9 protein-coding genes are annotated in these 13,590 nt (G+C 32.4%); 6 read left to right on the top strand and 3 right to left on the bottom strand.

What is annotated here, in order from left to right; all coding sequences use genetic code 11:
* Positions 1–14: 14 nt before the first annotated feature.
* Together KA926_RS05950 and KA926_RS05945 are read left to right on the top strand one after the other, a co-directional pair.
* Entirely contained in the window at positions 15–578 is a 564-nt protein-coding gene (locus KA926_RS05950; protein WP_107384332.1) for a sugar O-acetyltransferase, read from the top strand.
* Between the two features lie 390 nt (positions 579–968).
* Positions 969–1,985 carry a PTS sugar transporter subunit IIC gene (locus KA926_RS05945; protein ID WP_019469996.1) on the top strand — a complete coding sequence of 339 codons (1,017 nt, stop codon included), beginning with the start codon at positions 969–971 and terminating at the stop codon, positions 1,983–1,985.
* A gap of 192 nt (positions 1,986–2,177) precedes the next feature.
* Here the strand turns inward: KA926_RS05945 and KA926_RS05940 are convergent, their stop codons facing one another.
* Both KA926_RS05940 and KA926_RS05935 read right to left on the bottom strand, forming a co-directional pair.
* Complete coding sequence (locus KA926_RS05940; RefSeq protein ID WP_210143743.1) at positions 2,178–2,963, bottom strand: putative hydro-lyase; 786 nt, start codon at positions 2,961–2,963, stop codon at positions 2,178–2,180.
* A gap of 225 nt (positions 2,964–3,188) precedes the next feature.
* On the bottom strand, positions 3,189–4,880 hold the full coding sequence (locus KA926_RS05935) for a BCCT family transporter (RefSeq protein WP_107384330.1): 1,692 nt from the start codon (positions 4,878–4,880) through the stop codon (positions 3,189–3,191).
* Positions 4,881–5,052: 172 nt separating this feature from the next.
* Between KA926_RS05935 and KA926_RS05930 the strand changes: the two genes are divergently transcribed.
* Both KA926_RS05930 and pruA read left to right on the top strand, forming a co-directional pair.
* The gene (locus KA926_RS05930; protein WP_181187342.1) at positions 5,053–5,490 is read left to right on the top strand and encodes a DUF4064 domain-containing protein; all 438 of its coding nucleotides are present in this window, start codon (positions 5,053–5,055) and stop codon (positions 5,488–5,490) included.
* Positions 5,491–5,825: 335 nt separating this feature from the next.
* A complete protein-coding gene (gene pruA / locus KA926_RS05925) occupies positions 5,826–7,370 on the top strand; it encodes an L-glutamate gamma-semialdehyde dehydrogenase (RefSeq protein ID WP_019470000.1) in 1,545 nt (514 codons plus the stop codon).
* Between the two features lie 248 nt (positions 7,371–7,618).
* Here the strand turns inward: pruA and KA926_RS05920 are convergent, their stop codons facing one another.
* The gene (locus tag KA926_RS05920; protein WP_107384328.1) at positions 7,619–8,173 is read right to left on the bottom strand and encodes a TetR/AcrR family transcriptional regulator; all 555 of its coding nucleotides are present in this window, start codon (positions 8,171–8,173) and stop codon (positions 7,619–7,621) included.
* A gap of 148 nt (positions 8,174–8,321) precedes the next feature.
* Here KA926_RS05920 and KA926_RS05915 point away from each other — a divergent pair, with 148 nt between their 5' ends.
* On the top strand, positions 8,322–10,859 hold the full coding sequence (locus KA926_RS05915; RefSeq protein WP_107524400.1) for an MMPL family transporter: 2,538 nt from the start codon (positions 8,322–8,324) through the stop codon (positions 10,857–10,859).
* Between the two features lie 306 nt (positions 10,860–11,165).
* Positions 11,166–13,448, top strand: coding sequence for a transcriptional regulator AryK (aryK, locus tag KA926_RS05910; RefSeq protein ID WP_210143742.1), 2,283 nt, complete (start codon positions 11,166–11,168; stop codon positions 13,446–13,448).
* Positions 13,449–13,590 lie beyond the last annotated feature (142 nt).

Raw genomic sequence — 13,590 nt, 5'->3', positions numbered from 1 at the left:
GTGAGGGATGAAATTTGAGTGAAAAAGAAAAAATGTTAGCTGGACAATGGTATGATGCAAACTATGATGCAAATTTGGACAAAGAAAGAAATATAGCAAAAGATTTATGCTTTGAATTAAACCAAACTAAACCCAGTAATAAAGAGAGACGCCAAACAATTTTGAAAGCATTGTTACATGCTGAACCACATCACTTAGAATTATTAAGTCCATTTTATGTTGATTATGGTTATAACCTTTTTTTAGGTGAGCAGGTGTTTATTAATCATGACTGTTATTTCATGGATGGTGGTAAAATCTTCGTGGGCAATCATGTATTTATTGGACCGAAATGTGGTTTTTACACTGCGATACATCCCTTAGACTATCAAGTTAGAAACCAAGGATTGGAACAAGCGCTACCAATACATATAGGAGATAATGTTTGGATTGGCGCAAATGTTATAGTTTTACCTGGAGTTACAATTGGTAATGGCACAGTTATTGGCGCTGGAAGTATTGTATCTAAAGATATTCCAGAGAATGTAGTTGCAATAGGTTCACCGGCAAAACCAATAAAAACGATTGATAACAACTAAGCGACTTTATGAGCTTAAATTATATATTGAACTTTTTTAATAGGAGTTAGTAACATGAATCAACGTTTGCAACGGATGATGTTACTGCTCCTTTTTATTTGCTACAAGATAAATAAAATACTATTGTGTGAAATTTTAAAACAAATTAAATTTGTTTTAAAAAATGTTCAGCGGAGCTTAAATAGAAAATAATAAAATTGTTCGGAATATAATAAAAATTTGTGTTAGAATGTATAAATATGGAAATTGAAAAGTTTATATTTTGTTAATTACAAATAATTTAATATTTATTTGTTGCAAGTAGCTTTAGCATCCATATATAGAAAGGATTGAACTATTTATTTCACAAGTTTAAAGAGTGAGTAGTTCAAAGAAAGAGGAGAATTATTCATGGACATTTTAATAGGAACCTTGTTTTTAATCGTTGTCTTAGTGTTATTTACATTATTTACATATCGTGCTCCTAATGGCATGCGTGCGATGGGAGCATTAGCCAATGCAGCGATAGCAACATTTTTAGTAGAAGCTTTTCATAAATATGTTGGCGGAGATCTATTTGGCATTAAATTTTTAGGAGATCTTGGTGATGCTGCTGGTGGACTAGGCGGCGTGGCAGCTGCTGGTTTAGTTGCTTTAGCAATAGGTGTTTCACCTGTTTATGCTTTGGTTATTGCAGCAGCTTGTGGTGGTTTAGATTTAATACCAGGGTTTGTTGCTGGTTATGCAATTGGTTATTTAATGAAGTTTGCAGAACATAAAGTGCCAGACGGCATAGATTTAATAGTAGGCATTTTGATTATAGCGCCACTAGCAAGGTTAGTAGCTACTGTAATCACGCCATTAGTAAATAATTCATTATTGAAAATTGGAGACATTATCCAAAGTTCCACAGAAATTAACCCGATTATTATGGGGCTTATACTTGGTGGCGTCATTACAGTAGTTGGGACAGCACCATTAAGTTCCATGGCGTTGACTGCATTATTAGGTTTAACCGGAATGCCAATGGCAATTGCGGCAATGGTTTCATTTGCGTCATCTTTCATTAATGGTACGATGTTTAATAAACTAAAACTTGGAGATCGCAAATCTAGAATTGCGGTTTGTATTGAACCATTATCACAAGCAGATGTTGTATCTGCAAATCCAGTGCCCGTTTATACTGCCAACTTTATTGGGGGAGCTTTAGCAGGTGCGGTTATAGCAACATCTGGTATGATTAATGATGCTACAGGTACAGCTACACCGCTCGCAGGTTTCCTTGTTATGTTCGGTTTCAATAACCCGATAAAAATCATTATATATGGTGCTATTGTAGGTATTATAGGTTTAATCGTAGGTTATGTTTGTTCTGTTTGGTTTAAAAATTATCCAGTCGTTTCGAAAGAAGAGATAGAAGCACGATAATACTGAGTAATAGATAAACGATATGAAAGATCAATTTAAAACCATCGTATGTATTTTACACTTAACATAAAGTCAATTATATAAATGAAAAAGTAGCAAAATGGCATCCATCAATATTAAATGGATGCCATTTTGCTGTGTTTTTATTTTTATAACATTAAAAATATGTGTTTAAACAAGTTCAAGTTTATATTAATTACTTAGCTGACTATCTGGGACATCAGTGATAAACATATGTCCAGGTGCATGTGTAATCATCAATTCTGGCTTAGCATCTAACGCAACAGATTGTGGAGTAACTCCACAGCCCCAAAATACAGGGACTTCATTTTCTTTAATCGTGACAGGCTCGCCAAAATCAGGGTTTGTTATGTTTTCGATGCCAATTTCTGATGGATTACCTATATGAATTGGCGTACCGTGAACATTTTTAAAATGGGTTGTAATTTCTGTTGCTTTTATAGCTTGTTGCATGGTCATCGGCCTCATACTTACAGTGATATTTCCTGAGAAATGACCACTTGATGCGGCTGGAATATTTGTTATATACATTGGAACATTGTGCTCTTCTTCAATGTGACGAATTGATAAACCAGCATCCAACAAAGCATGCTCAAAAGTAAAACTGCAGCCAATCAAAAAACTCACCATGTCATCATTAAATAAATGAGCTATGTCAGTAGGAGACTCCACTAATTCTCCATAACGGTATACTTTATATTGTGCTACTTCATTTGTGATGTTAGCATCTTTACCATAAGTAGGAAAAGAAGTTGATCCTATTTCTGATACATCTAAAAGCGGACATGTCTTAGGATTTCTAAAACAGAATTTTAAAAAATCATATGCATAGGCAGAGGGTAATATGACTACATTGGCTTGGACATAACCTTTAGCCATTCCACTTGTATGACCAGTGAGTTCACCTTTACTTATCATTTTTCTTAAAGTACTCGGGTGTTGGTTTTGTAAATTCATTATGTGTTCATCCCCTTAAATTAGCTTCTTAGATATATTTTAGCAAAAATCAACATATAAGTAGTACAAATTGTTCGGAATATTTAGAAAAAATAAAAACAGACGTAGTATTGAAATCGAAATATCGTTAATTTCAATACTACGCCGCTATCCAGTTGAGATTTTTTAAACACGTATAAACATTAATGATTGAGCTAGTTTGATAATTTCGAACAACATGGTCAATTAATCATCTTTGTCTTTGGTATCTGCATCATGGTTTTTATTTTTCGCAGCATTGTGATTTGATTCATTTTCTTCTACTGAAGCATCAGCATCAGTTTCTAAATCATTTGTTTCACGTTCTTCTAACGGTATAGAATAATCTTTATCATCATTGATGTAAGTCATTTTAAAGTGTTCAGTTGGTTCTCTTCTTAATGCGCGCATTAAAGAAAAAATCATGAGTAATAAAATAATTGAGAATGGTAGACCTGTAACAACAGATGCAGTTTGTAAACTTGTCAAACCGCCTGCAATTGTCATAGAAACAGATATAGCACCAATTAATATCCCCCAAATAATTTTATGTTTGATTTTAGGGTTGGCGATCCCACCAGTTGCCATACCTGCAACAATATGTGTGGTAGAATCAGCGCTCGTGATGATAAATATAAAGATGAGTGCAATTGCTAATGCACTTGTGATGTCAGCGATAGGAAACTTGGATAATAATTCAAAAAGTGCAACAGTATAATCCTTGTCGACAATGTTTGCAATGTTGTCGTTACCATTTAATGCTATTTTCACTGCTGTACCACCAAATCCAGCTATCCAAGTAAACGAAATTAAAGGTGGGATAATTAATACACCAACGACGAATTCTCTAATCGTTCTTCCACGAGATACCCGAGCTACGAAACCTCCTATAAATGGCGACCATGAAATAACCCATGCCCAATAGAAAACAGTCCATTGTTGTATCCAGCTATTATCGCCAGTATAAGGGCTGATACGTAAACTATATTCAATAAAATGACGTAAATAATCACCTATTGCTAATGTATAAGATTCTAAAATAAATTTAAAATCACCAAAAATAAACATGAAGATAAGTAATATTGCACCTAAGCCAATATTGATATTACTTAACCATTTTACCCCTCTATTTAAGCCAGTAATTGCTGACGTTAAAAAGATACCTACCATTAAAATAGTGATTGATATTTTAGTGACATTATTGTTAGGGACATTAAAGACATGTTGAAGACCTCCACTAATTTGCATAATACCTAAGCCAATAGATGTGGCTATCCCCATTACTGTAGCTATGATTGCTAATACATCTATTATATTTCTATATGGTCGTTTATAAGATTCACCAAATACAGGTTCCATTGCGGTTGAAATAAGACCATCACGTTTTTTTCTAAATTGGAAGTACGCCACTGTTAAACCGGCAATTGCGAAGATAGACCATTGAGAAATACCCCAATGGAAAAAAGTATAGCCCATAGCAACACGAGCGGATTCTGCAGAGGCGTCAGGCGTTTTACCAGGAAATGGCGAATGTAAATAATGGGTTAATGGTTCTGCTACACCCCAAAATACAATGCCGACACCCAAACCTGCAGAAAAGAGCATTCCAATCCAAGACATCATAGAAAATTCAGGCTCTTCATTATCGTCACCCAATTTAAAACGACCGTAACGTGAAATGGCTAAAGCAATTAAAAATATATCTAAAATAAAAATAATTACTAAAAATAGCCACCCAAAACTATTTGCTATATAATCGTAGACTTGTTGTGCATGACTCCCAAAATTTTTAGGGAAAATACCTGCTATTAATGTGATAAGTACAATAATTGCAACAGATATCATATAAACAAGATTTCTATGTTTTTTCTTTCTGGCGTGTGCATTCTTGTCATTCATAATAGTATTAAATCATCCCTTTGTTTTAATTTATATTAAGAAATTACCCTATTGCAATGACACTATTCATTGAAAATTCTGATAAAAATTATTATATTGATTAAGTTGCATGATTCATATTTTTATGGGTATAGAAAATATGAAAATTTATAAATTGCTAAGGAGGTTGCATATGAAACGTACATTAGAAAAAGTACTAGTTTGGCTAGGAATTTTCATACAATTTGTACTAATTTTTTTAATGGCTATTGCTGCACCATTTTTAAATGATCTAAGTTTTAAGCGTTCATTAATGGACTCTTTTGAAAATCAAGAAGCTATTAGCAATAATTTAACTCAAACAGAAACTTCACAATTGTTAGATCATATAAGCCAATTATTTATTGTTGCTTTAGGTTTAGTTATTGTAACGACAATCTTAGCATTAATTTTTGTATTATTAATGAATAAAATACCAAAAACAGCAGGTGTGATATTTATATTACTTGCTATTGTCAGTGTGTTTACATTAAATATTATTACGGCTTTGTTATGGTTAATTGCAGGTATTATACTGTTAGTTAAAAAACCACATAAACATAATAAAAGAAAAAAAGTACATAAAAATTAAATATTGTTCGTTGTCATGATAAAAATGGTCATTTAACAATGAATTAGATGAACTTAGAAACAATTTTAAATCGTCATCATATGAATCATACACTTTCTTTAAGTTCATAATTATATGTATAAAGAAGTTAAAGAAAGTGTTCTTTTAAAGTAATTTGAGCAATATTGAAAAAAGAGAAGTAAAATCGTTAAAAAGATAGATATAAAATGCGATTTATTTTCACAAAAGTTTTTGTAAGCGATTGCATTTGTTGTGTGATACCTATACAATAAAAATAAGAATGGAAGTTTTCCATTTTAGTTTTCTATTTACAAACTTACATGGGGGTAGAAAAAATGGTTGTCAACTATACAAATGAACCAGGCATTGACTTTACTGATAATAGCAATGTCGAATCATTCAAAGAAGCATTAAAGAAAGTTAAAGGTGAATTAAATCAAAAACTTCCGTTAGTGATTAATGGGGAGAAAATTTTTACTAAGGATACATTTCAATCTATCAATCCTGCAAACACTTCTGAAGTTATTGCTGAAGTATCAAAAGCTACAACAAAAGAAGTAGATAAAGCTTTTGATGCGGCTAATGAAGCTTATAAATCTTGGAAACGATGGACACACAGAGATCGTGCCGAATTTTTAATTAGAGTTGCAGCAATTATTAGACGACGCAAAGAAGAAATATCGGCAGTGATGGTGTATGAAGCTGGTAAACCATGGGACGAAGCAGTTGGTGACGCAGCTGAAGGTATTGATTTCATCGAATATTATGCTAGATCAATGATGGAACTCGCAGATGGTAAACCAGTATTAGATAGAGAAGGAGAACACAATCAATATTTTTATAAACCAATTGGTACTGGGGTAACAATCCCACCATGGAACTTCCCATTTGCAATTATGGCGGGTACTACTTTAGCACCAGTTGTTGCTGGTAATACAGTTCTTTTAAAACCTGCAGAAGATACGCCGTTAACAGCGTATAAATTAATGGAAGTATTAGAAGAAGCAGGTTTACCAAAAGGTGTTGTGAACTTTGTTCCTGGTGATCCAAAAGAAATTGGCGACTATCTTGTTGATAGTGTGCACACGCACTTTGTGACGTTTACAGGTTCACGTGCGACAGGTACACGCATCTTTGAAAGAGCTGCAAAAGTTCAAGAAGGACAACAATTTTTAAAACGTGTTATCGCTGAGATGGGCGGTAAAGATGCGATTGTAGTTGATAAAGATATAGATACAGACTTGGCAGCTGAATCGATTGTTTCATCAGCGTTTGGCTTCTCAGGTCAAAAATGTTCTGCTTGTTCACGCGCAATCGTCCATAAAGATGTATATGATGAAGTTTTAGAAAAAGCTGTTAAACTTACACAAGATTTAACTTTAGGAAATACAGAAAACAACACATACATGGGACCAGTTATAAATCAAAAACAATTTGATAAAATTAAAAATTATATCGAAATTGGTAAAAAAGAAGGTAAGTTAGAACAAGGTGGTGGTACTGATGGTGCTACAGGTTACTTTGTTGAACCTACAATTTTCTCTGGTCTTAAATCAAGCGATCAAATCATGCAAGAAGAAATATTTGGACCTGTTGTTGGTTTTGTAAAAGGAAAAGATTTTAATGAGTTATTAGAAATTGCTAATGACACAGATTATGGATTAACAGGCGCAGTTATTACGAATAACCGTGAAAACTGGATTGAAGCTGTTAAAGAATATGACGTTGGTAACTTATATCTAAATCGTGGTTGTACTGCAGCAGTCGTTGGCTACCATCCTTTCGGTGGCTTTAAAATGTCTGGTACAGATGCAAAAACAGGTAGCCCAGACTATCTATTGCACTTCTTAGAACAAAAAGTTGTTTCAGAAATGTTTTAATTATAAAAAATGACTAGGAAATCATCCTAGTATCAAAAAGCCCGTAAATGAATTTTCTGAAATTCATTTACGGGCTTTTTATATATCATATTGCCTACTTACCATATTTAAGGAACTGCACGGTAAGCAAGTTTAGTTTGCTTAGAATTACTTTGTAATACTCACTTTTCATACTATTGTATTAAATACTTACTAAAAATTAAATTAACGTTGATGCAATTCGTCAAAATTATTGATGTGCTAATTTTTTATTCATCATTAACTTGAATATTAATCATTTTATGAAAAAGTGCATCAATGGCTTGAGGTGACATATTGTTACTATGTTCACGCATCCATTCCATAAAACCATATAAAGTAGCACCGTAAACATAAAATACTAAATCTATTGGAACGCTTTGGTCAACCGTTATCCGATGTTCGTTTGCTTTAATATCATTTTGTAGTATACGAATAAAATGATTCTGAACCGTACGTTCAAATTCTTTATCATCTTCTTGTTTATGCTTTATTTTACTAAAATCGTCAATGTGTGTGACGGATTGATCCAAGCTAGTAAAAGGGTTGTTGATACGTTCTTTAATATCTGTTGAAAAGTAATCTTTGGTTAAGTAGGTCATTAAATAAATAAGTAAATCATATTTATCATAAAAATGCTTATAAAAAGTTGTGCGATGAACCAACGCTTCATTGCAAATTTGATTTACTGAAATAGTTGAAAATGCATATTTTTCTAATAATGCATATAAGCTTTGAGATAGTGCCCGCTTTGTTTTGATTACACGCAAATCTTTTTCATTCATTCTACAATTCTCCTAATCTGTAGTTTAAGTATACGGAATTGCATATTTAGTTCTTTTTTAAATAGGGTAAATCATTATAAGATGTCAATAGAAATAATCTACAGTATATGTATAAACTATAACGTTGTTTAATTGAGGAGGCAATAGTTTGGCAAAATTTTTATACAAATTAGGTTCATTTGTTGCAAAGCACAAATGGTGGAGTGTAGTTGCTTGGGTGATTATTCTTGCAGCAATTATTATACCGCTTACAATAAGTTCGCCTAAATTTGATAATGATATAACAATGAATGGCTTACAGTCATTAGATACGAATGACAAAATAGAAGACGAATTTGGACAAGATAGTGAGAAAGCTCAAATTAGAGTAGTCTTTAAAAGTGATTCAGATAATGGCATAGTGAAGCAAGATATGACTAAAGATATCAAAGATACATTGAAAGATATTAAGGATGATGATGAAGATATTAAAAATATCTCAGATCCTTATGACAATAAACAAATCAGTGAGGACAAATCTACAGCAATCGCTGATATTAATTATGATGTGTCTGCAACGTCATTAAAAGAAAATTCAAAAGATAAAGTGAAAGATCAAGTTGAAAAATTAGAAGATGATCATAACGTACAAGTGGAACTAATGGGTACAGGTATGGAATCTACTGAAGTTGGTGGTTCTTCTGAATTAATCGGAATTATTGTAGCATTTGTTGTACTTCTAATTACGTTTGGTTCGTTTATCGCAGCAGGTATGCCGATTATTAGTGCTTTACTTGGTTTAGGTACTGGCGTAGGTATCATATCATTATTAACCTATGCATTTGATATTCCAAATGTGACTTTAACATTAGCAGTCATGATTGGTTTAGCGGTAGGTATTGATTATGCACTATTTATTTTATTTAGATATCGGCAAATTGTTAAAAGTGAGCCCAATCACATTAAGGCAATAGGTTTAGCAGTAGGTACTGCAGGCAGTGCAGTTATCTTTGCTGGTGTTACAGTTATTATTGCCGTTTGTGGCTTGTCACTTGTTGGTATAGATTTCTTAGCCGTGATGGGCTTTGCTTCTGCAATTAGTGTATTTGTCGCAGTGATTAGTGCATTAACTTTATTACCAGCATTGATCAGTATTTTCCATAAACAAATTCATCCTAAACAAACAAAAACAGAGTTTGCAGGAGATGTAGATACGAAATGGTCTAAATTCGTAGTTGGTAAACCACTTGCAGCAGTACTGATTGGACTTATTATTTTAGTCGTAGCTGCTATACCGATTAATGATATGCGTCTAGGTATACCAGATGATGGTATGAAACCAGCGGATACGACTCAGAAAAAGGCCTATGATATTGTATCTGATAAATTTGGAGAAGGATATAATGGTCAAATTGCAATGCTTGTAAATGTGAAAGATCAAAATGATAATCCTGAAGCGTTGCAAAAAGATTTACAAAGTTTGAGTAAAGATATTAATGATATGGATAATGTGAAGATGGTTGCACCGCCACAATTGAGCAAAAGTAAAGATTATGCATTAGTAGCGGTAATTCCTGATAAAGGTCCAAATGCTAAATCTACTAATGATTTAGTTCATGATTTAAGAGATTATAATGATGATGCTAGAGACAAATATAATTTCAAAACCGAAGTATCTGGACAAAGTGTAATTAATATAGATATGTCGCAAAAACTAAATGAAGCTATTCCATTATTTGCTGGTGTTATCGTAGCATTAGCGTTCGTACTATTAATGGTTGTCTTCCGTTCTATCATTATTCCACTAAAAGCAGTTCTAGGTTTCGTACTTTCTTTAGTGGCAACATTAGGCTTTACTACTTTAGTAATGCAAGAAGGATTTATGTCTGAACTATTTGGCGTAGATACAACGGGACCATTACTAGCATTCTTACCGGTTATTACAATTGGCTTGCTCTTTGGTCTGGCGATGGATTACGAAGTATTCCTTATGTCCCGTATTCATGAAGAGTATAGTAAAACAGGTAATAATGAACACGCGATAAAAGTAGGTATTAAAGAAAGTGGTCCAGTCGTTGTTGCTGCAGCACTTATTATGTTTAGTGTGTTTATTGCATTCGTCTTCCAAGATGATGTGATGATTAAATCTATGGGATTATCACTTGCCTTTGGTATATTGTTTGATGCATTTATCGTACGTTTATTATTGATTCCTGCATTAACACAATTATTTGGCAAAGCATCTTGGTATATGCCAGCATGGTTAAATCGAATATTACCACATGTAGATATTGAAGGGCATGCTCTACAGGGCGAGATGCCGGCATCTAATTATGCACATATCAATCAGTCTGCAGGTAATGATAGCTATGATCGTACATTTAGCATCCGCAAACAACAAAACGCATATAATGAAGAAAATAATACAATATCTGTGGATCAAAAAACGAAAATGCTATATAACGAAATTGCACAACAAACAACGCAACGCGCATTTTTATATGAAGCTTTAAAATCATATAAAAAAGATTTAACACAGTCGCAAAATGAAAGTGATAAATCACCGGCCATTTCAACTCGTGTTGATAACAAAAACGAAAATTCGTTTGGTAGTGAAGATGATGAAATTGTTAAGCTACTAGCGCAACAAAGTGAAAATATTCGTCATTTGAATGAATTAATTGAAAAAACAATTAATAAAAAATAAAAGTTTTAGTATGTAACACACATATTTAAAGCAAAAGACTAATCCGTACAACTACGGATTAGTCTCAGACTGTCGACAAAGTCTCCGACTTTGTTGGCAGTTTTTTTATGCACGCTTTCCGCGGGCACTACCTTAGCCTGTAGTCTTCGGCTAGTGCTATTCCCGCAGGAGTCGGCATAAATCACTGCCAATATTATAGTATATTTGGAGACGCACTCCTTTATGTCTAATTAACGACAAATTAAAAAACAAAATAGCAAATACACATTTATTTTATTAAAATATATTTTAATAAAGAGGTGTGCTATGGAAAAAATTTATAATATCGAATTTAATCACAACAATAATTCAGTGTTTAATTTTAATGATGGTGTACGTATCGTTCTCGTGTTAAAAAATAAGTTGAAATTCGTCAGTGGGACTAGTATTCATAAATTTCAAGCAGGCGATGTTTTTATTATCAATCATAGAGAGCGCTATCGACTTATAGAAGAGGAAGATACCTTATATACCGCCATTCATTTGAAAGAATCGTATTTAAAGCAATATATTAGTGATTACAATGACAAAATATATATTTTAAATCCACAGACATTGCAAAAAGTTATATACCAACAAATTCTGAATGTTGTGGCTAAGATAGGTATCGTCTATATTCGAAAAGGGAAGTTTTATAGATTATATATGGAACAACTGTTAATTGACTTAATGTTTATGATTGTAAGATATTTGCCAGCTTATGAAAATATAAATCATGAACATGATGTTAATGATCACCGCTTAGATTTTGTATGTAAATATATTGAAAGAAATTTCACCAAACCAATCACGTTAAGTGAGGTGGCTGAGAAGGTGCATTTAAGTCACACATATTTGTCAAAGTTATTTACAAAACATATGGGAATTGGTTTCAATCATTATGTTAATCATATTAGAATTGAACATTGTAAAAACGACTTAGTACAAACAAATGATGCTATTACTCACATTGCCTTGAAAAATGGTTTTAGTAACTCTAATATGCTGCTGAAATATTTTAAATTAGACACCAAATTAACGCCTTCGCAATATAGAAAAAGGTATCAGGTTGGAGATATTGTGGACACTGCCAAAACAACAATTGAATCGGAAAACTACCAAATGTATCTATACTATTTAAATACTTATATCCAACAAACGCTTGGTACTATGATTCAATCTCCTTATAATCAAAAAGTCATTGATATTACGCTGAATTACAATCAAACACACGATTTGTCAGATTATGATCATGTGATTCAAATAGGTAGCCTTGATACATTACTTTTTCAAAGATACAGAAAACAACTGATAGAAGTACAACAATTTTTAGGTTTGGGCCATGTGCTTATCAAAGATCCTATTTTAAAAGGCTATATTGAAAATAAAGTTATTGAAAGTGATGAACTTATTCCTACTATACATCCATATATGAAAGTAGATGAATGCTTAAGTTTTTTATTTGAACATCACATTGGTTTAGGAATTGAAATCGATCCTCCAACATTAACATCACAATTTGTACAATATACAAACGAATTAAGATTTTTATTAGAGCATATTTATAATACAGTGCCGAATAGAAAACAATTTAAATTAGTCATTTACTTGAAGGGTAAAAAAGCCAATGTACTATTAAAAATAATAAGGTTATTTAAAGAATATTTTGAGCATACTCAGATTATACTTAATACGGACATCACTGATGTCAATGAATTGGCAACTGCTAAACAAATTTTGGATAAATCAAGTGAAAGTATTAATAGTATAGCGTTTAGTGCAAATCAAAATGATATTATCAATTTCAATTCAATTGAAAGTAAACAGTATGATTTAGCTAAACGACATATCATAGAACAGTACAATAAGATTACTGATGTGTTCAATATAAAGGGGAAAGATGTTTCGGTTGTGTTGCTTAATTGGAACACATTAACAGGTAATACAAGTCTTACAAATGGTGAATATTTTAGAGCAGGTATCATTTTTGAACAGTTGATTGATATAAATCCTCAAATACAAGCAATTGGCTACTGGCTTAATCATGAATTACACCATCAATATAATTCAAATGAGATTACCTCCGAATTAAATGGTATTGATTTATATCATCAATTTGATGGGAAAAGGCCTGCATTTTTTACAAGTATGTTTTTTAAAAAGTTATTTAACCAAGTGCTTTTTAAAAACGAAGACTGCATGGTTGTAGGGCAGAGGGACCATTTTCAAATCGTAGTGTGGGATGCAGAACATTATAATCCGTATTATACAACAAATGAACAAACAGATTATTTAAGTCATAAAAAGTACCAACTCAATATATCAAATGCCACCACTGGCTCGTATAAAATAAAGCATTTAACATTAGATAGAAATAATGGTGCACTTTATCAAGTTTGGCAGCAGTACAATACACAACATGGCATGGATACAGAGACAATCAATTATGTTAACAGAATCTCTTACCCTAAGTTAGATGTCAGCGAAGTGGATGTCGTAGATACGATTTCTTATCATTTGAAATTACAAACCAATGCAATACAAATGATTGAATTTAAAAAATACTTTTAATTGTAGTTGTAGAGTGACATAAAAATTGATATATCGCTGTGTCGTATGTTTGGCGATAAAATAATCAGCTTATTCATTTGCAGTTTGGTACAAAATGACAAAAATAATATAGTTCATTTTTGTCATTTAAAACTACAATTGT

The sequence above is a fragment of the Staphylococcus sp. GDY8P94P genome (genome assembly GCF_017892255.1).
GTDB classification, from domain to species: domain Bacteria; phylum Bacillota; class Bacilli; order Staphylococcales; family Staphylococcaceae; genus Staphylococcus; species Staphylococcus cohnii.
The sequence above is the reverse complement of the archived record's forward strand: the minus strand, read 5'-3'. Positions and strand labels throughout refer to the sequence as shown.